Annotated in this window: 23 protein-coding genes and 1 pseudogene; 15 read left to right on the forward strand and 9 right to left on the reverse strand. The window is 60.4% G+C overall.

Translation table 11 applies throughout. The features are described 5' to 3' along the window. Window positions 1-64: 64 nt before the first annotated feature. Window positions 65-1993, reverse strand: a complete 1929-nt coding sequence (locus AC07V0_RS05900; protein WP_495019503.1) for a RecQ family ATP-dependent DNA helicase — start codon at window positions 1991-1993, stop codon at window positions 65-67. A gap of 419 nt (window positions 1994-2412) precedes the next feature. Beyond that, the gene (locus tag AC07V0_RS05905) at window positions 2413-2916 is read right to left on the reverse strand and encodes a polysaccharide deacetylase (protein ID WP_305410794.1); all 504 of its coding nucleotides are present in this window, start codon (window positions 2914-2916) and stop codon (window positions 2413-2415) included. Between the two features lie 310 nt (window positions 2917-3226). Here AC07V0_RS05905 and AC07V0_RS05910 point away from each other — a divergent pair, with 310 nt between their 5' ends. The 4 genes and pseudogenes from AC07V0_RS05910 to AC07V0_RS05925 all read left to right on the forward strand — a co-directional run bounded on the left by AC07V0_RS05910 (window position 3227) and on the right by AC07V0_RS05925 (window position 4885). Next, complete coding sequence (locus AC07V0_RS05910) at window positions 3227-3520, forward strand: hypothetical protein (RefSeq protein WP_018929310.1); 294 nt, start codon at window positions 3227-3229, stop codon at window positions 3518-3520. A gap of 66 nt (window positions 3521-3586) precedes the next feature. After that, window positions 3587-3730 carry an antitoxin PaaA2 family protein gene (locus tag AC07V0_RS05915; protein WP_258612955.1) on the forward strand — a complete coding sequence of 48 codons (144 nt, stop codon included), beginning with the start codon at window positions 3587-3589 and terminating at the stop codon, window positions 3728-3730. 333 nt (window positions 3731-4063) lie between these two features. Further along, a pseudogene (locus AC07V0_RS05920) lies at window positions 4064-4362 on the forward strand (hypothetical protein). A gap of 160 nt (window positions 4363-4522) precedes the next feature. Beyond that, entirely contained in the window at window positions 4523-4885 is a 363-nt protein-coding gene (locus tag AC07V0_RS05925) for a DUF1493 family protein (RefSeq protein ID WP_086944160.1), read from the forward strand. Window positions 4886-5023: 138 nt separating this feature from the next. On the opposite strand, the gene AC07V0_RS05930 is transcribed toward AC07V0_RS05925, so the two are convergent. The 3 genes from AC07V0_RS05930 to AC07V0_RS05940 form a co-directional block, all read right to left on the reverse strand. After that, a complete protein-coding gene (locus tag AC07V0_RS05930; RefSeq protein WP_019581745.1) occupies window positions 5024-6565 on the reverse strand; it encodes a phosphoenolpyruvate carboxykinase in 1542 nt (513 codons plus the stop codon). A 179-nt stretch (window positions 6566-6744) separates the two neighbouring features. After that, a complete protein-coding gene (gene hslO / locus AC07V0_RS05935; protein ID WP_018929315.1) occupies window positions 6745-7647 on the reverse strand; it encodes an Hsp33 family molecular chaperone HslO in 903 nt (300 codons plus the stop codon). 241 nt (window positions 7648-7888) lie between these two features. Continuing rightward, entirely contained in the window at window positions 7889-8296 is a 408-nt protein-coding gene (locus AC07V0_RS05940) for an RNA-binding S4 domain-containing protein (RefSeq protein ID WP_495019504.1), read from the reverse strand. Between the two features lie 213 nt (window positions 8297-8509). Between AC07V0_RS05940 and rimB the strand changes: the two genes are divergently transcribed. Both rimB and rimK read left to right on the forward strand, forming a co-directional pair. After that, the gene (rimB, locus tag AC07V0_RS05945; RefSeq protein WP_018929317.1) at window positions 8510-8989 is read left to right on the forward strand and encodes a retropepsin-like aspartic endopeptidase RimB; all 480 of its coding nucleotides are present in this window, start codon (window positions 8510-8512) and stop codon (window positions 8987-8989) included. Further along, on the forward strand, window positions 8986-9891 hold the full coding sequence (gene rimK, locus AC07V0_RS05950) for a 30S ribosomal protein S6--L-glutamate ligase (protein ID WP_018929318.1): 906 nt from the start codon (window positions 8986-8988) through the stop codon (window positions 9889-9891). Before rimB ends, rimK begins: the two co-directional genes overlap by 4 nt. 181 nt (window positions 9892-10072) lie before the next feature. Here the strand turns inward: rimK and AC07V0_RS05955 are convergent, their stop codons facing one another. Both AC07V0_RS05955 and ompR read right to left on the reverse strand, forming a co-directional pair. Then, a complete protein-coding gene (locus tag AC07V0_RS05955) occupies window positions 10073-11386 on the reverse strand; it encodes an ATP-binding protein (protein WP_007939543.1) in 1314 nt (437 codons plus the stop codon). 115 nt (window positions 11387-11501) lie between these two features. Continuing rightward, a complete protein-coding gene (ompR, locus tag AC07V0_RS05960; RefSeq protein ID WP_007939544.1) occupies window positions 11502-12242 on the reverse strand; it encodes an osmolarity response regulator transcription factor OmpR in 741 nt (246 codons plus the stop codon). A gap of 362 nt (window positions 12243-12604) precedes the next feature. On the opposite strand from ompR, the gene AC07V0_RS05965 reads away from it, so the two are divergent. The 7 genes from AC07V0_RS05965 to tauD all read left to right on the forward strand — a co-directional run bounded on the left by AC07V0_RS05965 (window position 12605) and on the right by tauD (window position 20915). After that, a complete protein-coding gene (locus tag AC07V0_RS05965; protein WP_018929319.1) occupies window positions 12605-14929 on the forward strand; it encodes a Tex family protein in 2325 nt (774 codons plus the stop codon). After that, on the forward strand, window positions 14929-15312 hold the full coding sequence (locus tag AC07V0_RS05970) for a PaaI family thioesterase (protein ID WP_018929320.1): 384 nt from the start codon (window positions 14929-14931) through the stop codon (window positions 15310-15312). The genes AC07V0_RS05965 and AC07V0_RS05970 overlap by 1 nt, the downstream gene beginning before the upstream one ends. 214 nt (window positions 15313-15526) lie before the next feature. After that, the gene (gene gshA, locus AC07V0_RS05975; protein WP_230174000.1) at window positions 15527-17110 is read left to right on the forward strand and encodes a glutamate--cysteine ligase; all 1584 of its coding nucleotides are present in this window, start codon (window positions 15527-15529) and stop codon (window positions 17108-17110) included. A gap of 289 nt (window positions 17111-17399) precedes the next feature. Further along, window positions 17400-18377 (forward strand): taurine ABC transporter substrate-binding protein, encoded by a 978-nt coding sequence (gene tauA, locus AC07V0_RS05980; RefSeq protein WP_019581740.1) that lies wholly within the window; start codon window positions 17400-17402, stop codon window positions 18375-18377. A 16-nt stretch (window positions 18378-18393) separates the two neighbouring features. Further along, window positions 18394-19188 carry a taurine ABC transporter ATP-binding subunit gene (tauB, locus tag AC07V0_RS05985; RefSeq protein WP_018929323.1) on the forward strand — a complete coding sequence of 265 codons (795 nt, stop codon included), beginning with the start codon at window positions 18394-18396 and terminating at the stop codon, window positions 19186-19188. Then, a complete protein-coding gene (gene tauC / locus AC07V0_RS05990; RefSeq protein WP_018929324.1) occupies window positions 19185-20033 on the forward strand; it encodes a taurine ABC transporter permease TauC in 849 nt (282 codons plus the stop codon). The genes tauB and tauC overlap by 4 nt, the downstream gene beginning before the upstream one ends. A 39-nt stretch (window positions 20034-20072) precedes the next feature. Beyond that, a complete protein-coding gene (gene tauD / locus AC07V0_RS05995; protein ID WP_495019505.1) occupies window positions 20073-20915 on the forward strand; it encodes a taurine dioxygenase in 843 nt (280 codons plus the stop codon). 123 nt (window positions 20916-21038) lie between these two features. Here the strand turns inward: tauD and mgrA are convergent, their stop codons facing one another. Together mgrA and AC07V0_RS06005 are read right to left on the reverse strand one after the other, a co-directional pair. Then, window positions 21039-22076, reverse strand: a complete 1038-nt coding sequence (mgrA, locus tag AC07V0_RS06000; RefSeq protein ID WP_495019506.1) for an L-glyceraldehyde 3-phosphate reductase — start codon at window positions 22074-22076, stop codon at window positions 21039-21041. A gap of 180 nt (window positions 22077-22256) precedes the next feature. Then, complete coding sequence (locus AC07V0_RS06005) at window positions 22257-23147, reverse strand: LysR family transcriptional regulator (RefSeq protein ID WP_495019507.1); 891 nt, start codon at window positions 23145-23147, stop codon at window positions 22257-22259. Window positions 23148-23272: 125 nt separating this feature from the next. On the opposite strand from AC07V0_RS06005, the gene AC07V0_RS06010 reads away from it, so the two are divergent. Together AC07V0_RS06010 and AC07V0_RS06015 are read left to right on the forward strand one after the other, a co-directional pair. Beyond that, a complete protein-coding gene (locus AC07V0_RS06010; protein WP_086944166.1) occupies window positions 23273-24013 on the forward strand; it encodes an SDR family oxidoreductase in 741 nt (246 codons plus the stop codon). 171 nt (window positions 24014-24184) lie between these two features. Beyond that, window positions 24185-24445: a hypothetical protein gene (locus tag AC07V0_RS06015; protein WP_018929330.1), complete on the forward strand. Its 261-nt coding sequence runs from the start codon at window positions 24185-24187 to the stop codon at window positions 24443-24445. The last annotated feature ends 12 nt before the right edge of the window (window positions 24446-24457 follow it).

Raw genomic sequence — 24457 nt, forward strand, 5'->3', positions numbered from 1 at the left:
GTTTTTGAAGTTTATTCCTGTGATGGGCGACATTCAGCGGATGGATGCGTCCCGATCCCGCGGGTTAGAGGTTCGCCTCAGCCCACGTCCGGACCTCGGCATACGGATAATCTTCCAGCACCGCAAACCCAGGAATCGACCGCGCCTTGAGCTTGGTAAACAACGGCACGCTGATCCCGCACAAAAACCGCGTCACGCGCTCCGCCGATGGAGCACTTCCCGTGTGCTGCTGGTGCCTGTGGATAAAATCACCGCACAGCGCCTCGAAATTTTTATCCACAAGCGCCGGCAATACCGGTGGTTCGGGTAACCGCGCTACGTGGCCGTGACACACCGAACAATGCCCGCATCGCTGTGGCGCGTTTTCGTCGCCGAAGTACTCGGCCAGGCGATATCCCAGGCAGTGGTCGGCGGCGAACAGATCCAGCATGGCATGAATCCGCGAAATCTCGGTGCGTTCGTGCTGGGTGAAGTAGGTGTGCAATTCGGCGCTCAAGGCCTGGGAATCGAAGTCGGCTTGCAGCAGGCTATAGACCTCCGTCATCTGCTTGCTTTCAAGCTCCACCCAGCCCTTTTCCTGGAAGTAATCAAGTGCCTTGACCACTCGACTGCGCTCGGCGGAATGCTGCTGATACAGTGCGTCGAAATTCACCGTGGCCCAGGTCCGTGCGCGGCTGGAAGTCTGGATGATCGCCGAGACGAAGTCCCTGCGCTCACCCTCGAAACGGGCCAGCAACGCTTCCGGCTCCTGCAAATACTTGAAGCGGTATTCGGCGTAATAGGCATAGCGTGGAGCGATCAGCCCACGCAACTCCAGCTGTACCAGCAAGGTCTTGAGCGGCAACTGGCGGATGTTGCTCTGATCGGCCAAAGGCCCCAGCAGAAACTCCCACTGCCCCTCGGGCGCTGCGGCTTGCAACTCGTCGAGCACACAACGAATGCCGTCCCGCTCCGGTGTGTCGCCGTAGACGAAATTCTCCAGCACATTGAGGCTGTCGCGGTTGGCCAGCACCAGGCAATCGGACGGCTGCCCGTCACGCCCGGCGCGGCCGATTTCCTGGCTGTAGTTTTCGATGGATTTGGGCAGGTCGAAATGCACCACGTTGCGGATATCGCTTTTGTCGATGCCCATGCCGAAGGCAATGGTGGCGACGATGCAATTGGACTGCCCACCCATGAACCGGCGCTGAATCGCTTCCCGTTGCTCGTGGGGTAAACCGGCGTGATAGGCCTCTGCCTGTATACCGTTGCGCCCCAGGTGTTCGGCGATGTGCTCAGCGGTCTTCTGCAGAGTGACGTAGACAATGCTGGGCTGGCCGGGACGCTGGCTCATCCACTCGACCAGGCGGCGGCGCTTGTCCTGGCCACGCACCGGTTCCACCAACAGATTGAGATTGGGCCGGTAGAAACCGGTGGTCACCACATCCTCAGGCGCAATGGCGAACCGGGCCTCCATGTCGGCAATCACCTTGGGTGTCGCGGTGGCCGTCAGCAGCAGCGCCTGAGGGATGTTGAACTGGCGCTGATAGTCCGGCAGCTTGAGGTAGTCGGGGCGGAAGTTGTGACCCCACTCGGAGATGCAGTGGGCCTCGTCCACCACCAACAGCGAGATCGGCACCTGCTGTAGAAAATGGCGAAAGCGCTCGTTCTTCAGGCGCTCCACGGAAATCATCAGAATCTTCAATTCACCGGACTTGGCCCGGGCCATCACATCGCTGGCGTCATCGCGACTCTGGGCCGAATCGATGCTGCCCGCCGCGATGCCGTGGCGTTGCAAGAACGCCAAATGATCCTGCATCAACGCCAGCAGAGGCGAGACCACCAGCGTCAGGTGCGGCAGTAGGATGGCCGGTAACTGATAGCACAGGGATTTGCCCGAGCCGGTAGGGAAAATCGCCGCCGCCGAACGTCCGGCCAGTACCGCGCTGACCGCTGCCTCCTGGCCGGGCCGAAACTGTGGATAACCGAAAACCTGTTCCAGGGTGTTGTGCATAAGCTGTCACTCCGTTGACCGCTGCGAAGCCCAAAGCCTAGCCGGCGAACGCAGCGAGTCGAGAAAAGGTCGGGGGCAAAAACGATACGGGATGATACAGCGTCGGCCCATCGATTCCTTCGCCACAGATTGAAACAAACGAGGCACTTTGCCCCCTGACATCAGCCCCCTGTCAGCCGGTAAGGTGCGCCCCGAGAAAACCATTATCCGCGAAGTTTTCATCAAGGCAGGACGCCTGCACGCGGATCCTCACAAAGGAACAATCATGCCTGACACTCTGTTTTTTCCAGTCGCCCTTATCTTTGCATCCCTGCTGCTGAACGGGTGCATGAAGCTCCCTGACGACCCCCTCTACGCTGCGCCCACAACGCTGGACAGTGCCTCACAGACTTAGTCGTCGATCGACTGACCTCGGGTAGCTAAGGCACCAATACCGCCACCCGCAACTGCTCATCCAGCGCCTGTTCATGAAATACCCGGCTCTTGCTCGCCCACGTCGCATAAGCCGGGCTTATTTCCCCCGTAAACGCCGCCGCCAGCTGACGCAAATCGGCGACCCTGCGCACACGAGGACAGAAGAGTTGGTCCTCGCAGTTCTGACTGGCACTGCGATAGGTGATCAGCAACCGATCCCACAACCCGTCACGCACTTGCCTGACCGACTTGAGCTTCACAGCCCGCACGCCCAGTCGCTGTTTCAGCCCCTGTTCATCCAACGCTTCGCTGGCCAGCAATGCCTTGCCCACCATTAACACCTCGGCGCGAGATGCGGTGTCGATGTCCGCTTGGGTGGTCAGCGCACCCGGCCAACCGGTTCGCTCCATGTTGGCCAGGACGAGCGAATGACCGACGTCAGCAGCACCCGCTATCCGACAAACACCGGCCCACAACAATAAAATCGAGGCCACACGCAGCCATTGCATACCTAATTCCCTTTAAGAGTCGACTCAGACGCTTCGAAACGTCCTACACATTCTGGCGCGCACCCTCCAGAGGCTGGATGCGTTAAGCCTGACAATCCCGTAGGAATATCGACCACCAAGGGAAAAGCTTAAAAAATAGTCGAGGGATGCGTAGGCAAAGGGCGATAACACCGGTAAACCCCCTACAAAACCTGTCCACTTGCACCACCTTGCGACGCCTCGCTGTGGCCCTCTATAGTTTTCGACGCGGCTGAAAACACTGTGTCGGCCCGCCGGCGAGACTGCCCGACTTCCCACAGGACTGACTTCGATGAACACGCGCCACTCGTTAACAGACCGCTATCGCCCGCTCAAAACCAGCTACAGCAATACCCCCGTGTTGGTCATCGACACCGAGGCCGATCCCCACGAAATCCTCGATGCCGCCCGACAACGCATCCGCGCCGCTGGCGACCTGCTCGAAACACTCTATTGCCTGTGCTTCAAGCAGGCCGACGCGAAAGACATACCCAATATCGTCAACGCGTTGTACCTGCTGACCCAGGATGGCAACGAACTACTCGAAATCGCCCGGCAACGCCTGCCGAAAACCACAGCGGTTTGAGACCCTGACCACGATCCCCTGTAGGAGCGAGGCTTGCCCGCGAAGAACGATAACGCGGTGTGTCTGATGAAAAACACAGACAAAGCGGCCTGCGACGCATGGTTCAGAGCACAAGTACAAGCCAGCCTCGACGACCCTCGCCCCAGCATTCCAGATGGAGAAGCCAAACGCCTGATGGCAATCAAACGAGACAAACTGCAAAAGAGATAAGTCCGTAGGCAACGCCCTATCAACGCTTCGTCCCGGTCCTACAACCGAAGACACCTTGTCGCCTATCGCTGCCCGGTGGCTCAAACCTATAGTCGTGACTGTCGCTGCCAAATCAGCGGCTCGGGCTTGGTCACCCGAATGGCTCATATCTACGCGTCCGTTGTATGCTGCCGGCACTTCAAGTGCCTGCACGCTATTGGTGGCTGTGTTTGGGACGCCCTCGGGCGTGCCGGGATGTGAGCCTCATCGGTTGACCAACCCGAACACAGTCCGCCTCCCATCGCTTGGTCACGGTGGCGGCGGTTCTTCCTGATGCATTTGAGGCTAAAACCAATGAAGACATGGAATCCGCTCACCAACGATCGTTACCTTCCACTCCAAACCAACCTCACCGACACCCCGCCCTGATCATCGACACAGAGGCCAACCCGCAAGACATCCTCGAAGCCGCCCTCCAGCGCATCCGAGCCTCCAGTGATCTCCTCAAAACCCTGCACTGCGTTTGCTTCAAACACGCTGATGTCGAAGACATCCCCCACATCACTCACGCGCTCTTCTTGCTGACCCAGGATGGCTGCGACCTACTGAAAGTCGCCCAACAACGCATGTTGGGCTGGAAAGCGCCAGCCTGACCACGCGCTAACAGGCAAGCCGCGCCCCTGTGGGAGCTGGCTTGCCTGGGTAGTAACCGGAGACATCCTTTACGTTTTAACCGCTGCCATCGGGCTTGCGCCCTTCCCCACGAATCCGACGCCCAATAAGATCCTCCAAAGCCCAACCGGATGCCCCGTAATGATCCTCGCCCCCAACTTCCCCGACGATCACGCCATGCACCTGCTCATGCAGTTGCTGCACGAAGAACTCGGCCTGCCCGAACGCAAAACCATCAGTCTCACCACCTCGATCAACTTTGACCTGGGTTGCGATGGCGCTGATGCGCGGCAGCTGATGGAAGCGCTGGAGGAACAGTTCGCCATCGATTTCGTCGACTACGACGCATATCGGTATTTTCAACCGGAAGGGTTTGATGTGTTTCTCAAGCGCCGAGCGAAGGGTCGTGGCGACAAAGTGCCGCTGACTATTGGGATGCTCTACAAAGCAGTCAAGAAACAACGATGGGATACGCAGGAAGTGGAAGGGGTCGAGGGGATCTGATCAACAGAAGTGGAATTATTCTGGCTGTTTAGCGTGTTTACTGCGGGAATATTGCCAGTTTTGCCTCAAGGGAACTGAATCAGCGCTCACAAAAAAGCCGCCCCAAAGGGCGGCTTTCTCATTGCATCAGACCAACTCTTACAACTTCGGCCCAGCAGCCTTGATCGCGTCGCTCACGTCGAACTTCTTGAAGTTCTCGACAAACAACCCGGCCAGTGCTTTAGCAGCTTCATCGTAAGCAGCCTTGTCAGCCCAGGTGTTACGTGGGTTCAGCAGGCCAGTCTCAACGCCCGGCACAGCCAATGGCACGTCAAGGTTGATGGTGTCCAGGTGCTCAGTCTCGGCACCGATCAACGCGCCGCTCTGGATCGCTGCGATCACGCCGCGGGTGGTCGGGATGTTGAAGCGTTTGCCGACGCCGTAGCCGCCGCCGGTCCAGCCGGTGTTGACCAGGTAAACCTTGGAGCCGAAGCCGCGGATGCGCTTGATCAGCAGTTCTGCGTATTCGCCAGCCGGACGCGGGAAGAACGGTGCGCCGAAGCAGGTGGAGAAGGTCGACTTGATGCCGCTGCCGGAACCCATTTCGGTCGAGCCCACCAGTGCGGTGTAGCCGGACAGGAAGTGGTAGGCCGCTTGTTCTTCATTGAGGATCGACACTGGCGGCAGCACGCCGGTCAGGTCGCAGGTCAGGAAGATCACCGCGTTTGGCTCGCCACCGAGGTTCTTCTCGGAACGCTTGGCTACGTGCTCCAGCGGGTAGGCGGCACGGCTGTTCTGGGTCAGGCTGACATCGGTGTAGTCGGCGTGCTTGGCGTCGTCGATAACAACGTTTTCCAGGACTGCGCCGTGTTTGATGGCTTTCCAGATGACCGGCTCGTTCTTCTCGGACAGGTCGATGCACTTGGCATAGCAACCGCCTTCGATGTTGAACACCACGCCTTCGCCCCAGCCGTGTTCGTCGTCACCGATCAGGTAACGGCTTTCGTCGGCGGACAGGGTGGTCTTGCCGGTGCCGGACAGACCGAAGAACAGGGTCACGTCGCCCGCTTCGCCGATGTTGGCGGCGCAGTGCATTGGCAGCACGTCGGCGGCCGGCAGCAGGAAGTTCTGCACCGAGAACATGGCTTTCTTCATTTCACCGGCGTAGCGCATGCCGGCGAGCAGCACTTTTTTCTGCGCGAAGTTGATGATCACGCAACCGTCGGAGTTGGTGCCGTCACGCTCTGGCACGCACTCGAAGTTGGCGACGTTCAGAACTTGCCACTCTTCACGACCGGCCGGGTTGTACTGGGCCGGGTTGATGAACAGGCAACGACCGAACAGGTTCTGCCAGGCAGTCTGGGTAGTCATTTTCACGGCCAGGTAGTGCTCTTCAGCCGAACCTACGTGTACGTGGGAAACGAAATGCTCTTGCGCGTTGTTGAACGCCTCGACGCGAGCCCACAGGGCATCGAACTTGTCGGCCGGGAACTTGCGGTTGATCGGGCCCCAGGCAATAGCGTCCTGGGTGGTCGGCTCTTCAACGATGAAACGATCGACTGGCGAACGGCCGGTACGGTGACCGGTGCGAACAACCAGCGCGCCGGTATCGGCAAGCTCGCCTTCACCGCGACTCAGGGCTTGTTTAACCAGATCATCAACACTCAGATCGGTGTACACGGCGTTATTGGCTTGCGTCATGAGGTTCCCCGTCGGCCAGTGGCCGAGTGCTCCAAACGTTTTGTAGTAGAAAGTCGTGCACTACTACCGCGAAAAAAGTGGGCCGGATTATGCCAGAAAAGCCCAAAAAGTGTAGGGCCCTCCCGTCAGAACGGCGTTATTCCGGCGCTAAGCAGTGAATTTACCTGCGCTGAAGCGTTTTAGTGACGAGTATCTGACGGCGTATCAACCCCTGCACCGGCGAATAATTGGGTGATATCGGCCGCGTCGAACAGGTAGCGCTCGTTGCAAAACTGGCAATCGACCTCGATGCTGCCGCCATGCTCGACGACCAGCTGCTGCGCATCTTCCAGACCCAGACTGACCAACGCATTGCCCGAGCGTTCCCGGGAGCAACTGCAATGGAAGCGCAGTTTCTGCACATCGAACAGACGCACCTGCTCTTCGTGGTACAGGCGATGGAGCACGGTTTCGTTGTCCAGGCTCAGCAATTCGTCGGCGGTCAGGGTGCTGGCCAGGGCGGTGATGTGCTGCCAACTGGCGGCGCGATCTTCTTCATCTTTCAGACGGTCGGCAGGCAATTGCTGCAACAGCAGGCCACGGGCACGACGGCCGTCGGCGTACAGCTTGAAGCGGGTGCCAACCTGCTGCGACATGACGAAATAGTTGGTGAAGCAATCGGACAGGGTTTCACCGTCGAGATCGACGATACCCTGATAGCGCTGGCCTTGAGTCGGGTCGACAGTCAGCGCCAACACGCCATTGGGCATCAGGTCGGCGAGCGTCGCATCGGGCGCGATCTGCTCGGCGTCGTAGCGGGCCAGGCCGCGAATTTCGCGCTCGCTGGAGCACTCGATCATCAGCATCGGCACCGGGCCTTCGGAACGGGCCTGAAGAATCAGCAAGCCATCGAACTTCAAGGTGCCTACCAGCAACGCTGCAGCCGCCATCAGCTCGCCCAGCAATTGCGCGACCGGCTCCGGATAGGTGTGTTTGGCGAGGACTTCGGCATAGCTACGCTCCAATGCCACCAGTTCGCCGCGGGTGTCGCTGTCATCGAAGATGAAGCGTTGGGTGTAGTCGGTATCCGGTAGATCGGTCATAGGTCTGGGTATCTGAAGTGGTGACAAAAAAGGTTACAAAAAATGAAACACGCCGTAGCAGCACTTTTGGGGGTGAGCTTAGCCATAGCGGCATTTTATGAACAATTCGGGGTTGTTCCAAGCAAGGTCAAACCTCGGTTTTCGACGAGCGGTGCTTTCACCTGCGAAATGCGCCGTTGGCGAATATCCCCCATATGGCTGCACAGGCAGGCGATTACAAGTCTGCGCCCGACGGCCGTCACTACTCGTCGTTGCTGCTGCCGCGAAACTTGAACAAATCCCGGCGCTGTTTCTTGCTCGGTTTGCCGTCGGTGCTCACGCCCAACGCCCCGGCCTTGCGCATGGCCGCCGTCGCTTCGCGCTTGGCAACGCTGGCTTCGGTTTCGGCATACAGGGCCTGGGCTTCCGGCGCGCCACGGCGCACGATCGACAACGCCTGGACCACCACCGTGCGCTCCTCGAAGCCGGTGCGAATCTGAAACTCGTCGCCGATCCTCGGCTCCTTGCCTGGCTTGCAGCGCTCGCCTCGGCAATGCACCTTGCCGCTTTCAATCGCGGCCTTGGCCAAGGCACGTGTTTTATAAAAACGCGCAGCCCACAACCATTTATCGAGACGAACCTTGTCGTCCTCTTCGCTTTTTTGTGCCATTGGATGTCCTCATTCTGAAATATCGATGAACTGTACTACCGTTTCTGTCGTGCCATGAATCACAACGCCGTGGATTAGAATGCAGGCATTCCCCCCTGTTTGAGGGATGAAAATCCGGGCCGTAGATATCTGTCGCCTTTTACCCATTATTCTGCGTGAATACCGCGAATTCGGCCGCACACGGCCTGAGCGGTTTTTGCCGGTTGAGCACTTTTGAAGACATTTGACCATTTGACCGTTGTCGGTCTGCGCGAGTGGGTGGCGCTCCCGGATTTGGGAGTCGCGGGCCTTCGGGCAAAAATCGACACCGGCGCCAGTACCTCCAGCCTGCATGCCACCGACATCGAGCCGTTCGAGCGCGACGGCGAACAGTGGGTGCGCTTCACCGCGCACCTGGGCACGGTGGTGCAATTGCGGCACCGGCGCTGCGAAGCACCGCTGGTGACGATGAAAACCATTAAAAGCTCCAACGGCCACGCGCAGATGCGCTATGTGGTCAGTACCACCCTGGCCCTCGGTGATCGGGTCTGGCGGGTCGAGTTCACCCTCGCCTGCCGCAAGTCCATGCGTTATCGCCTGTTACTCGGTTCCAAAGCCCTGATCGACGGCCAGTTGGTGGTCAATCCGGGCATCAAATATGTACAAGACAAGCCGGTGTTCCCGGTATCTACCCTCTCCACAGGTGTTGCATGAAGATCGCTGTGCTGTCGCGGAATCCGCGTCTGTATTCCACCCGTCGTCTGGTCGAAGCCGGTGTAGAGCGTGGCCATGAAATGGTGGTGATCGACACCCTGCGCGCCTACATGAACATTGCCAGCCACAAGCCGCAAATCCACTACCGTGGCAAACCGCTGGAGGGTTTCGATGCGGTGATCCCGCGGATCGGCGCATCGGTCACGTTTTATGGCTGCGCGGTGCTGCGCCAGTTCGAAATGATGGGGGTGTTTCCGCTCAACGAGTCGGTGGCCATCGCCCGTTCCCGAGACAAACTGCGTTCCCTGCAATTGCTGTCGCGCCGGGGGATCGGTTTGCCGGTCACCGGTTTTGCGCACTCCCCGGATGACATTCCCGACTTGATCGAGATGGTCAACGGCGCACCGCTGGTGATCAAAGTGCTGGAAGGCACCCAGGGCATCGGCGTGGTGCTGTGTGAAACGGCGACGGCGGCGGAGTCGGTGATCGAGGCCTTCATGGGCTTGAAGCAGAACATCATGGTTCAGGAGTACATCAAGGAAGCCGGCGGCGCGGACATTCGCTGTTTCGTGGTCGGTGACAAGGTGATCGCGGCGATGAAGCGCCAGGCCAAGCCGGGGGAGTTTCGCTCCAACCTGCATCGCGGCGGTAGCGCGAGCCTGATCAAGATCACCCCGGAAGAACGCATGACCGCGTTGCGTGCAGCGAAGGTCATGGGTTTGGCAGTGGCGGGTGTGGATATCCTGCGTTCCAATCACGGCCCGTTGGTGATGGAAGTGAACTCGTCGCCGGGTCTGGAAGGGATTGAAACCACCACCGGGAAGAACGTGGCGGGGATCATCATCGAGCATCTGGAGAAGAATGGCGGGCCAAATATGACGCGGACCAAAGGTAAAGGGTGAAGCTTACTCAGGCCCTGCGGCGAGGGAGCTTGCTCCCGCTGAACCGGGCTGGTGGTCCAGGCCGAAGGACTCCCGAAACCGGCAACCGTGTTTTTTCATTGAAATACGGTTGCCTGATTTCACGGTCGCTGCGCAACCGAGCGGGAGCAAGCCCCCTCGCCACAGAGGTTGTGTACGACGCTTAAACCGCATCCCGCGGCAACATCAACCCAAGCGGCAACCGAACCCGCGCTTCCAGCCCACCACCGGAGCGGTTGCGCAGCTCGACATTCCCGCCATGCATCGAGGCGATCCGTTTCACGATCGCCAGCCCCAACCCCGTCCCCTTTCCGCCCCGGGCCCGATCGCCACGGGTGAACGGGTTGAAAATCGCTTCCAGCTCCGACGGATCAATCCCCGCGCCACGGTCCATGACACTCAGCACCACATACGGCGCGCTGGTATCCCCGGACACATAAGCCGCCACTTCCACTCCACTGCCAGCGTGATGCAGCGCATTGCCGATCAGGTTGTTCAGCAGCCGCTTCATCGACACCCGACGCAACGGGAACGGCTGGATCGGCTCCAGGCGCAAGTGCACTTTTTCTTCGTTCTGGTTGTACGGTGCGGCGACTTCGCGAACCAGATCGCTCAGGTCCACTTCTTCCACCAACTCGTCACGACCGTCGCGAATGAAGGCCAGGAACTGGTCAAGAATCGCGTCCATGTCTTCGATGTCGCGGATCATGTCGTCCGTCAGGTCGCTGTGATCGCCCATCAGTTCCAGGGACAGCCGCAAACGGGTCAGCGGCGTGCGCAGGTCGTGAGACACCCCGGCCAGCATCAGCTCGCGCTCACGCCCCGCCTGTTCGACGTCTTCGGCCATCTGATTGAAGGCGCGATAGACCTCGGTCATTTCACTCGGCGTGTCGCTGATCGGCAGACGCACGCTGCGGCCCTGACCGAGTTGCCGCGCGGCATAGACCAGACGTTTCAACGGTTGATTGAGCTGGCTGACGAAAATCCACGCCGAAGCGGTCGACAACAAGCCGATGGCGAGGAACCAGCCGAGCACGTTCCAGATTTTCTGGCCGCGCAACGGATGCGGATACAGCGGCACTTTCAGCCAGCCATCGCCCAGGCTGGGCGCCCGGACCCACAGCGCCGGTGGCGAGTGCATGCGTAATCGTACTTCGGTGTCGGCACCCAGTTCGGCCTGCATCTGTCGCTGGTAGATCTCGCTGTACGGCCAGTGCTGCTCGCCTTCGGGCACACCGGCCCCTACCACCCGGATCAGGGTCGCGGCATCGGCAATCTTCGCGCGGTTCTCTTCATCGGCGGCCCAATAGGCGCGCAGCGTCAGGGCGACGCCGTGGCTGTATTGGCGATCCACCAGCACGTCTTCGTTCATCAACAGATAAACCAGGGTCAGCGCCTTGGAGAACAGGACGACGATCAGCACCAGCCACAGGGTGCGGGAGAAGAAGCTCTGGGGGAACCAAACAGGGGTTTTCATGGGTAACCGCTACACACTTGCAGGAGCGAGCGATGCTCGCATATTGCGGATCGCGAGTCTGCGGGAAAGGTCATCCGACCCGTTGCCCGCAGGACCCGCTCCTACAAATCACCGATCACTTCGTGGCGGCGCCATCCGGAACGAACACGTAGCCCACGCCCCAGACGGTCTGGATGTAGCGCGGTTTGGACGGATCGGGCTCGATCATCCGGCGCAGACGGGATATCTGCACGTCGATGGAACGCTCCAGGGCATCCCACTCGCGGCCACGGGCCAGGTTCATCAGCTTGTCGCGGGTCAGCGGTTGACGGGCGTTCATGACCAGGGCCTTGAGCACCGCGAACTCACCGGTGGTGAGCATGTGCACTTTATCGCCACGCTTGAGTTCGCGGGTGGCCAGGGACAGCTCGTAGTCACCGAAGGTCACGCTTTCGTCTTCGCTGCCCGGCGCACCCGGCACCGGTGCGGCCTGGCGCCGCAGCACCGCTTTGACCCGGGCCATCAGCTCGTCCGGGTTGAACGGCTTGGCCAGGTAATCGTCGGCGCCCAGTTCCAGGCCCTTGATGCGGCTCAGCTCGTCGCCCTTGGCGGTGAGCATGATGATTGGAATCTGATTGTTCGCCGTGCGCAGGCGGCGGCAGGCGGTCAGGCCGTCTTCGCCGGGCAGCATCAGGTCGAGGACGACCAGGTTGAACACTTCACGCGCCAGCAGGCGGTCCATTTGCTCGGTGTTCGGGACGGCGCGGGCACGGTAGCCCTTGCTGACGAAAAAGCGTTCCAGCAGGCTGCTCAGCCCTGGATCGTCGTCAACGATAAGAATTTTTTCGCCTTCAGCAGTTTGTGCAGTGCTGCTCATTGGATGCTCCTTTGATCTCGGCGCGCATTATGGCGTAGCTGCCGTTATACGCACCGAGTGCATTGTTAGCAGATTTTTCCTTCACCGCCAGAAAACCAGTCTTTTCGCCTACAGCCTGCAATGCCCCCGAATGACAGAACGCTGGTTATAATGCGCGGCCTTTTGTGTCAGGCAACGTCTGATCGTTATCGCCGGTAACCACTTTTTATTTTCATGGCGCTGGCAGTAATTGTTCGATTTCACGGGTCAACGGCAATGCCTGTTGATCCAGGTAGCGGCGCTCGCCAGGCCGCTCAACCAGACTCGCGAAGGCCCTATTTCCGCGCCTGCGAGCCTGCTTTCACAATTTGTCAGGTGGTTTTATGGACAGCATCAACAGCCGCATCGCCGAGGAACTCGGCGTCCGCCCACAACAGGTCGAAGCGGCCGTCGCGCTACTCGATGAAGGCTCCACGGTGCCCTTCATCGCCCGCTACCGGAAAGAAGTGACCGGCAGCCTCGATGACACGCAACTGCGTCATCTGGAAGAGCGTCTGCGCTACCTGCGAGAACTCGACGAACGGCGTATCAGCATCCTCGCCAGCATCGAGGAGCAAGGCAAGCTGACCCCTGCACTTGAGCGCGACATCAAGCTCGCCGACACCAAGACCCGCCTCGAAGACTTGTACCTGCCGTACAAGCAGAAGCGCCGCACCAAGGGCCAGATCGCCCTGGAAGCCGGCCTCGGCGAACTGGCCGACGGCCTGTTCAACGATCCAACCCTGAATCCGGAAACCGAAGCGGCGCGCTTCATCGACGCCGAAAAAGGCGTGGCCGATGTGAAGGCCGCGCTCGAAGGCGCCAAGTACATCCTCATGGAGCGCTTCGCCGAAGACGCCGGTCTGCTGGACAAGCTGCGCAATTACCTCAAGCAGGAAGCCACCCTCAGTGCCCGCGTGATCGCCGGCAAGGAAGAGGAAGGCGCCAAGTTCCGCGACTACTTCGAACACGACGAACCGCTGAAAAGCATGCCGTCCCACCGCGCACTGGCGATTTTCCGTGGCCGCAACGAAGGCATTCTCAGCTCCGCGCTGAAAGTCGGTGACGAACTGCCGGGCACCATGCACCCGTGCGAAGGCATGATCGGCCAGCAATTCGGCATCCAGAACCAGAACCGCGCCGCCGACAAATGGCTGGGCGAAGTGGTGCGCTGGACCTGGAAGGTCAAGCTCTACACCCACCTGGAAACCGACCTGCTGGGCGAGCTGCGCGATGGCGCGGAAACCGAAGCGATCAACGTGTTCGCCCACAACCTGCACGACCTGCTGCTGGCCGCGCCGGCCGGTCCGCGTGCCACCCTGGGCCTCGATCCGGGCCTGCGCACCGGCTGCAAGGTGGCCGTGGTCGACGCCACCGGCAAGCTGCTGGACCACGCCACGGTTTACCCGCACGTGCCGCACAACAAGTGGGACCAGACCCTCGCCGTGCTCGCCGCCCTGTGCGCCAAGCATTCAGTGGACCTGATCGCCATCGGCAACGGCACCGCCAGCCGCGAAACCGACAAGCTGGCGGCTGAACTGATCAAAAAATACCCAGCCATGAAGATGACCAAAGTCATGGTCTCCGAGGCCGGTGCATCGGTGTACTCGGCTTCGGAACTGGCTTCCAAGGAATTCCCGGACCTGGACGTGTCGATCCGTGGCGCGGTGTCCATCGCTCGTCGCTTGCAGGACCCGCTGGCCGAGCTGGTGAAAATCGATCCGAAATCCATCGGTGTTGGCCAATACCAGCACGACGTGTCGCAGCTGAAACTGGCGCGCGGCCTGGACGCAGTGGTCGAAGACTGCGTGAACGCCGTGGGCGTGGACGTGAATACCGCCTCCGTGGCGCTGCTGGCGCGCATCTCCGGCCTCAACGCGACCCTGGCGCAGAACATTGTTGCTCACCGTGACGAACACGGCGCGTTCAAAACCCGTGCGGCATTGAAGAAAGTCGCCCGACTGGGTGAAAAAACCTTCGAACAGGCCGCCGGCTTCCTGCGCGTAATGAATGGCGACAACCCGCTGGATTCGTCGGCGGTTCACCCGGAAGCCTATCCGCTGGTGCAGCGCATTGCCGCTGAAACCGACCGCGACATTCGCTCGCTGATCGGCGACGCCGCGTTCCTCAAGCGCCTGGACCCGAAGAAGTACACCGACGAAACGTTCGGCCTGCCGACGGTCACCGACATTCTGCAAGAGCTGGAAAAACCTGGCCGCGACCCGCGTCCCGAGTTCAAGACCGCCGAGTTCCAGGACGGCGTCGAAGACCTCAAGGACCTGCAACTGGGCATGATCCTCGAAGGCGTGGTCACCAACGTGACCAACTTCGGTGCCTTCGTCGACATCGGCGTGCATCAGGACGGTCTGGTGCACATTTCCGCGCTGTCGGAGAAGTTCATCAAGGATCCACGCGAAGCGGTGAAGGCCGGTGATGTAGTTAAGGTGAAGGTCATGGAAGTCGATATCCCGCGCAAACGCGTCGGCCTGTCGATGCGCATGAGCGACACCCCGGGCGAGAAGATCGACGGTGCCCGTGGTGCACGTCCGGGGTCGGCTCCGCGCCAGTCCCAGAACACCGCGCCGCGCAAGGAAACCCCGGCAGCGGCCCCGACCAACAACGCCATGGCGTCGCTGTTCGCCAACGCCAAGCAGTTGAAGAAACGTTGATGGAGATCCCGGCCGGCTTGACCGAAAGCGCGTTTTTCAAGCTGCTGGGGTGTCGCTTGCACAGCCTGGACACCGGGGTGGCGCAAGTCGCCCTGGCGCTGGAGCCACAGTTGCGCAATCGCGGCGGCAAGCTGCACGGCGGGGCTTTGTTCAGTCTGGTGGACATTGCCATGGGGCTGGCCTGCTCCAGCACCCACGGCTTTGACCAGCAAAGCGCGACCATCGAGTGCAAGATCAACTACATCCGCGCCGTCGCCGACGGTGAAGTGATGTGCACGGCCAGGGTGATCCACCCGGGCCGTCGCACGCTTGTCGTCGAGGCCGATGTGATGCAAGGTGACAAACTGGTCGCAAAAGCACAAGGCACGTTCGCTGTCCTGTAGCCCCCAATCATCAATTTGAGTTAATTTCGGCGCTGTGACTACAGCGTCGGAGTTTCCTTCGCTCGTGTCTGCCAGATTCAAGGATTGAAGTTGGCCTTTCAATACGGGCCTGTATGGCTCAAGAACCAGGCGAAAACGCCAGTTTCAACTTCACCCTTGTAGACCGTCTTGCCCACCCCCATATTGGGGCGACTGACGCGTGAAGGAATCCAACTTGAGCGAACTTCTCAACCGCCGCCTGGCTCTGCTCGGCGAGCGCGCTAACCTCTCTCTGCTCGAACAGTGCCTTCACGGCATCGAACGTGAATGCCTGCGCGTGACAGGCGAAGGGCGCCTGGCGCAAACGCCGCACCCCGAAGCATTGGGTTCCGCGCTGACCAACGAACAAATCACCACTGACTACTCCGAGTCGCTGCTGGAGTTCATCACGCCGGCCCTGCCAGACCCGGCGGATACGCTGGCGAGCCTGGACAAGATTCACCGGTTTGCCTACAGCAAACTCGGCGACGAGTACCTGTGGAGTCCATCGATGCCGTGCCCGTTGCCGGCCGAGGAAGACATCCCGATCGCCTATTACGGCACCTCCAACATCGGTCAGCTCAAGTACGTCTATCGCAAGGGCCTGGCCCTGCGTTACGGCAAGACGATGCAGTGCATCGCCGGGATCCACTACAACTTTTCCCTGCCGGAAAAGCTCTGGCCGCTGCTTAAAGAGGCCGAAGGCTTTGTCGGCACCGACCGCGACTATCAGTCGTCGGCCTACATCGCGCTGATCCGCAACTTCCGTCGCTACAGCTGGCTGCTGATGTACCTGTTCGGCGCCTCGCCGGCGCTGGACGCCGGTTTCCTGCGCGGTCGCTCGCATCAGCTGGAACAACTGGATCCGGACACCTTGTACCTGCCGTACGCCACCAGCCTGCGCATGAGCGATCTGGGTTACCAGAGCAACGCCCAGGCCGGTCTGACGCCATGCTACAACGACCTGACCAGCTACACCGACAGCCTGCGCAAAGCGGTGGCTACGCCGTATCCAGCGTACGTCGAGGTGGGGACGCACAAGGACGGTGAGTGGGTTCAGCTCAACACCAACATCCTGCAGATCGAAAACGAGTACTACTCCAACATCCGCCCCAAGCGCGTGACCTACACCGGCGAACGGCCGATTCAGGCGCTGGTGGCCCGTGGCATTCAATACGTCGAAGTCCGCTGCCTGGACATCAACCCGTTCCTGCCGATGGGCATCGACCTCACCGAATCACGGTTCCTCGACGCATTCCTGCTGTACTGCGCGCTGAACGACAGCCCACTGCTGACCAGTACCAGCTGCGGTAACGCAACGTCGAACTTCCTCAGCGTGGTCAAGGAAGGTCGTCGTCCGGGCCTGCAGCTGCAACGCGACGGGCAAGCGGTGGACATGAAGGAATGGGCCGGCGAATTGCTGGAGAAGATTGCACCATTGGCGGCGCTGCTGGATCAGAGCCATGGCGGCGATGCCCACAGCAAGGCGCTGGACGCCCAAATGGCCAAGGTCCAGGACTCGTCCCTGACGCCATCGGCCCAGGTGCTGGCAGCGATGGCCGAGCACAAGGAAAGCTTCGCCCAGTTCTCCTTGCGCCAAAGCCAGGTGCATGCGGAGTTTTTCCGCAGCGAGCCGCTTTCAGGTGTAGAACAAGCCAGGTTTGAAGAGTTGGCGCGTTCGTCGTTGGCTCAACAGGCTGAACTTGAACAGAACGAAGTCGGCGATTTCGATGTGTTTGTCGGGTCGTATCAGGCGAGCATTCTGGCGATCAGCAACTAAACTGCCAGAGCAGGTCCCCCTGTGGCGAGGGGGCTTGCCCCCGTTGGACTGCACAGCAGTCCCAAAAACGACACGCGCAATATTTCGGATAAATCGAGTCGCCTGCATCACGACTGTGCGCAGCCGAACGGGGCAGTGGCGGCGTTCCGACAAGCCCCCTCGCCACAACAGTCTCCCTTAGAATTTTCCGCTCATATGCTAATTCTAAAAAGTTATTTATTTTAAGTTTCTTATATCATTTAGTCTCTTTTTCACGCCGACTCCCGGTCGTCTGAAAAGGAGCTTCCCCATGAAACTGACTTCCCCCCTTCGCCTCCTGGTGGCCGCGTCGCTGGCTGCGGCAAGTTTCCTGGCTCAGGCGGCAGATGTGACCGTCGCCTACCAGACCACCGTTGACCCGGCCAAAGTCGCCCAAGCCGACGGCGCCTACGAAAAAGCCACCAAAGCCAGTATCGACTGGCGAAAATTCGATAGCGGCGCCGACATCATCGCCGCCATCGCTTCCGGCGATGTGCAGATCGGCTATCTCGGTTCCAGCCCCCTGACGGCAGCAATCACCCGTAAAGTCCCGGTGGAAACCTTCCTCATCGCCACCCAGATCGGCGCCGCTGAAGCCTTGGTCGCGCGCGACGGGTCCGGGATCAAGACCCCACAAGACCTGATCGGCAAAAAAGTCGCCGTACCGTTCGTCTCCACCGGCCACTACAGCCTGCTTGCAGCGCTGAAACACTGGAACATCGACCCGTCGAAAGTCACCGTGCTCAACCTCGCGCCGCCAGCGATCATCGCGGCATGGAAACGCGGTGACATCGACGCCACCTACGTGTGGGACCCGGCGCTCGGTGTGGCCAAGGAAAACGGCAAAGTGCTGATCACTTCCGGCGAACTGGCCAAGTTCGGCGCGCCGACCTTCGATGCCTGGATCGTGCGCAAGGACTTCGCCGAGAAGCATCCGGAGATCGTCACCGCATTCGCCAAAGTGACCCTCGATGCCTACGCCGACTACCGCAAGGATCCGCAAGCCTGGCTGGCCAACCAAAGCAACGTCGACAAACTGGTGAAACTCTCCGGTGCCAAGGCCAGCGATATTCCGCTGCTGCTGCAAGGCAACGTGTATCCGCTGGCGGCTGATCAGGTGATCACCCTCGGCGCGCCGACCACCAAGGCCATTACCGACACTGCGGCGTTCCTCAAGGAGCAGGGCAAGGTCGAGGCTGTGCTGCCGGACTACGCGCCGTACGTCAGCGCCAAGTACATCACCAACTGATCGGGAGTTAACCGCGATGGCTTTGCTACAGCTGGAGCGCATCAGCGCACAGTACCCCGGTGCAGCGGAACCTGTGCTGGCGGATATTTCCCTGAGCCTTGGGCCCCGGCAGTTGCTGGTCGCCCTCGGCCCTTCCGGCAGTGGCAAGACTTCGCTGTTGAACCTGATTGCCGGTTTCGTCGAGCCCAGCGCCGGGCGCATCACCCTTGACGGCGTGCCGGTCAAAGGCCCGAGCGCCGAGCGCGGCGTGGTGTTTCAGGACGACGCCCTGCTGCCTTGGCAGGACGTGCTGGCCAACGTCGGCTTCGGCCTGGAACTGGCCGGCGCCGCGCGGGAAAAACGTGAACAGCGCGCCCGGGAAATGCTCGCGCTGGTAGACCTTTCCGGTTTCGAAAACCGCCGCATCTGGCAACTCTCGGGCGGGCAGAAACAACGTGTCGGCCTGGCCCGCGCCCTCGCCGCCGACCCTCGGGTGTTGCTGATGGACGAACCCTTCGGCGCCCTGGATGCCTTCACCCGCGAACAGATGCAGGAGCTGCTGCTGCAAGTCTGGCAACGCACCGCCAAACCGGTGTTCCTGATTACCCACGATATTGAAGAAGCGGTGTTCCTCGCCACCGACCTGATTCTGCTGGCGCCGAATCCCGGGCAAATCGTCGAGCGCCTGAGCCTGGATTTTGGCCAACGTTACGCCGCAGGTGAATCGGCGCGCTCGATCAAGTCCGACCCGCGTTTTATCGAAACCCGCGAACACGTGCTCGCCAAAGTGTTCTCCCAACGCAGTGCCGTCCAGCGGCAGGAGCACGCATGAGCAGCTATGGAATTCCCGCCGCAACGGTAAAACCCGGTTCAAAGGTGAAGGGCTCGGCGGTGATCGCGCTACGCCGCCGTATCAGCACCCGCTGGATCAGCGTGCTGACACTGATCGCGCTGTTGGCGATCTGGTGGGCCGTCACCGCCACCGGTTTGATCGAACCACTGTTCCTGCCGCCCCCCTCCGCCGTGCTGCAAAAAGGCTGGTTGCTGGTGACCAGCGGCTACATGGATTCGACCTTGTGGCAGCACTTGGGCGCGAGCCTCAGCCGCATCGGTTTGGGCCTGGGCTTCGCAGTGCTGACCGCGGTGCCTATCGGCATTGCCATCGGCCACAACCGCATTGCTCGCGGCATTCTCGATCCGCTGATCGAGTTTTACCGCCCGATTCCGCCCCTGGCCTATTTACCGCTGATCGTGATCTGGTGCGGCATCGGTGAGCTGTCGAAAGTGTTGCTGATCTACCTGGCGATCTTCGCCCCGATAGCCATCGCCACCGCCACCGGCGTGCGCACCGTCGACCCGGCGAAATTGCGCGCTGCACAGTCGTTGGGTGCGACTCGGGCGCAGTTGATTCGCCATGTGATTCTGCCCAGTGCCTTGCCGGACATTTTGACCGGCGTGCGCATTGGCTTGGGGGTGGGTTGGTCGACGCTGGTGGCTGCCGAGTTGATCGCCGCCACCAGCGGTTTGGGCTTCATGGTGCAGTCGGCGGCGCAGTTCCTGGTCACCGATGTGGTGGTGCTGGGGATTCTGGTGATCGCGCTGATCGCCTTCGCCATGGAGATGGGCCTGCGCGCCCTGCAGCGCAAACTGGTGCCGTGGCATGGCCAGGCTCACTGAATATTCATGTGTCGACACCCCGGATTGAAGAGAACCACCATGAGCCACCTGACTATCGTCCCTTTAAGCTGCGCCCTCGGCGCGCAAATCAGCGGCGTCGACATCAGTCAGCCGCTGAACGCGGAACAACGCGCCGCCATCGAGCAGGCGCTGCTCAAGTATCAGGTGCTGTTCTTCCGTAACCAGCCGATCGAACCACAGCAACAGGCGCGATTCGCCGCCTATTTCGGCGACCTGCATATTCATCCGATCTACCCGAACGTGCCGGAACAACCGGAAGTGCTGATCCTCGACACCGCCGTCACCGACGTGCGGGACAACGCGATCTGGCACACCGATGTGACGTTCCTGCCGACCCCGGCGATGGGCGCAGTGCTCAGCGCCAAGTTGCTGCCGGAGTTTGGTGGCGACACCCTGTGGGCCAGCGGCATTGCGGCGTATGAAGCGTTGTCCGCGCCGATGAAAACCTTGCTCGAGGGGCTGACCGCCACTCACGATTTCACCCGCTCGTTTCCACTGGAGCGCTATGGCAACACGCCGGAGGCGCTGGCCCAGTGGGAAGAAGCCCGGCGCAAGAACCCGCCACTGTCACACCCGGTGATTCGTACACACCCGGTGAGCGGGCGCCGGTCGTTATTCGTCAATGAGGGCTTCACATCGAAGATCAATGAGTTGTCGGAAACCGAGAGCGAAGCAGTTCTGAAGTTCTTGTTCGCCCACACCACACGGCCGGACTTCACCATCCGCTGGCGCTGGCAGAAAGACGACATCGCGTTTTGGGATAACCGCGTGACCCAGCATTACGCGGTGGATGATTACCGCCCGGCACGGCGGGTGATGCAGCGGGCGACGGTGTTGGGGGATGTGCCGTTTTTTCATTGAGCCGATCGTTCCTACGCTCTGCGTGGGAATGCCTCAACGGACGCTCTGCGTTCGGCTTTGGATGGGACGCGGAGCGTCCCGGGCAGCATTCCCACGCGGAGCGTGGGAATGCTCAGTAAGGGGTTACTCAGCCATCGAAGGCTTCTCCCACAGATTGATCCCGCCCTCCTGGGCAAATCGATCAATCTCCGCCAGTTCTTCCACGCTAAAACTCAGGTTCTTCAACGCCCCGACGTTTTCGATGATCTGCTCCGGCCGGCTCGCGCCGATCAGCGCCGAGGTCACCCGTGGATCGCGCAGGGTCCAGGCCAACGCCAGTTGCGCCAGGCTCTGACCACGACGCTTGGCGATCTCATTGAGCGCCCGCACTTGGGCGATGTTGGCTTCGGACAGGTGAGAGGACTGCAATGAATCACCGCCCGGGCGATTGACCCGCGCATCCTTCGGAATGCCATTGAGGTATTTGTCGGTCAACAGGCCCTGCGCCAACGGCGTGAAGGCGATCACGCCGGTACCGAGTTCGTCGGTGACATCCAGCAGGTCCTTTTCCACCCAGCGATTGAGTAGGTTGTAGGCCGGCTGGTGGATCAACAGCGGGACTTTCCACTCCTTGAGCAACGCAGCCATTTCCCGGGTTTTCATCCCGGAGTAAGACGAGATGCCAATGTACAACGCCTTGCCCTGTTGCACGGCCGTGGCCAGTGCGCTGGCAGTTTCTTCCAGCGGAGTGTCCGGGTCGAAGCGGTGGGAATAGAAGATGTCCACGTAATCGAGGCCCAGGCGTTGCAGGCTCTGGTCGAGACTGGCCAGCACATACTTGCGCGACCCGCCGCCCTGGCCGTAAGGGCCGGGCCACATGTCCCAACCGGCCTTGCTGGAGATGATCAGCTCATCGCGGTACTGCTTGAAGTCTTCGCGCAGCAAACGACCGAAGTTGATCTCGGCGCTGCCGTACGGCGGGCCATAGTTGTTGGCCAGGTCGAAGTGGTTGATGCCCAGATCGAACGCCGTGCGCAGCAGCGAGCGCTGGGTGTCGATCGGCGTGCTGTCGCCGAAGTTGTGCCACAGGCCCAGCGACAGTGCCGGCAGCACCAGTCCGCTGCGACCTACGCGGCGGTAAGGGATGGAATCGTAGCGGTTTTCGGCAGCGGTGTAGGTCATCGAATCCTCTCTTGTGGGTCTTGAATGGGGTATCGACTGCTTTGCAAGCTGCCCAGCATACGCTCAGACAAACGCCAGGAAACCCCGGATTCGACTAATTGCTGAAACGTTTCATAGATTTTCGGTCTTGAGAGTGATCGTTCCCACACAGGAGCGTGGGAACGATCGGTAGGCCGGCAGTTATTGAGCCCCTGCAAACACCTCCCCCAACCAATCCACAAACACCCGAACCCGTGGCGACATGTGTCGGTTATGCGGATACAACACCGAAACCGGCATCGATGGCGGCGGTGTGTCGGTGAGGATTTCCTGCACCAACCCTTGGCCAATCTGCGTTTCCATTCGGTAATGCGGGCACTGAATCAGCCCCAATCCGGCAATTGCCGAGGCCGCATAAATCTCCGCGCCGAACACCGACAACGCGCCATCGATGGCCACTTCTTTCAGCTCGCCATCCACCATGAACTCGAATGGAAACAGCTTGGCCGTGGTGCGCGAAACGTAGTTCACCGCGCGGTGGTTTTTCAGGTCTTCGAGGTTTTTCGGTTCGCCGTACTTACGCAAGTATGCCGGGCTGGCGCAGGTGATCTGGCGCAGGTTGGCGACACGTTTACCGATTAGCGCCGAGTCGCCCAAGGTGCCGGCGCGCAACACGCAATCAACGCCTTCGGCGATCAGGTCGACGAAGCGGTCGGCTTCGCTGATGGACAATTCGATGTCCGGGTAGCGCGCCATGAATTGCGGCAACGCCGGGATTACAAAGTGCTTGGCCAACGTGCCATGCAGATCCACCCGTAATCGGCCTTTCGGCGCAACGCCGCGAAATGCCAGTTCGGCTTCTTCCAGTTCTGCCAACAACTGCACGCAACGCAGGTAGTACGCCTCGCCATCCAGCGTAGGACGGACCTTGCGCGTGCTGCGCTCCAGTAAACGGGTACCGAGCCAGGCTTCGAACTGATTCAGCGTATGGGTCAGGGTGGCACGCGGCAGGTTCAGGTCATCGGCCGCGAGCGTGAAGCTGCTGCGCTCGTAGATCCGCACGAAAACCTTCATCGCCTTGACTTGATCCATACGGCGCTCCTGACGATCGATTGTTGGCGATTATTGAACAGTAAAGGCAACTCTCGTGCATCTATCACCCTGAGTAAACATGTGAATCTGGCTCCACAACTCAGCCACTCCAAGGAATCAACGCCATGACTACTCAAACTTCGAAAGTTGCCATCGTGACCGGCGCCTCCCGCGGCATTGGTGCCGTGATCGCCCAGCAACTGGCCGCCCAGGGTTTCGCCGTCGCCATCAACTACGCTAACAGCGCCACCGAGGCGTCGGCACTGGTGGTAAAACTGCGTCAGGCCGGTCACCGGGCCATAGCGATCAAGGCTGATGTGGCCAACGCCGACGATGTACGCCGGCTGTTCGACGAAGCCGAAACCCAACTGGGCAAGGTCGACGTGCTGGTCAATAACGCCGGCATCCTCAAAGTGCTGCCGCTGGCGCAACACAGCGACGAACTGTTCGACCAGAACTTCAACATCCACGCTCGCGGCACTTTCAACACTCTGCGTGAAGCGGCAACGCGCCTGAACAGTGGTGGCCGGATCATCAACTTCTCCAGCAGCACCGTCGGCATGAACCTGCCGGGCTATGCGGTGTACATCGCCAGCAAGGCGGCAGTGGAATCCCTGACCCAAGTGTTCGCCAAGGAAATGCGCGGTCGCAACATCACCGTCAACGCCGTGGCCCCGGGCCCGGTCGCCACCGACCTGTTCCTGCACGGCAAGAGCGAAGAACAGATCCAGACCTTCGCCAAGATGCCACCGCTGGAACGCCTGGCTCAGCCAGAAGACATCTCCCGCGTCGTGTCCTTCCTGGTCGGCCCGGATTCGGCCTGGGTCAACGGGCAAATCCTGCGCGTTAACGGCGGGTTGGTTTAACTATGCTCGATGTATTGGGCTGAATCAGCAAGGCCGCCTTCGCGGGCAAGCCTCGCTCCTACAAATTCAATGTCGTTCACAGAATCATGTCCGACACAAAACCTGTAGGAGCGAGGCTTGCCCGCGAAGGCGACCTCAAGGGCAGCACACATCTGAAGGGCGGAACGCATCATGCACACCACGATCATCATCTTCTTCGGCCTGATCCTGCTGGCACTGATGCTGTTCATCGGCGAGAAAATCGGTTTCTCCCGTCAGACCCTGGCCTACAGCTTTGTCGTGCTGTGGCTGGCGTTGACCTTGATCAACGGCGCAGTCGGAATGGTCAACGCTGGCCAACCGTTGAGCGCGGAACTGGTGGTGGGCAGCGCGGTGTTCGGCGTACCGGTGGCGGCACTGGTGCTGTTCATGGTGTTGAGCAGCGAGACCTGAGCGCCACCGGTC

This window comes from Pseudomonas sp. GW821-FHT01E10 (genome assembly GCF_059422365.1).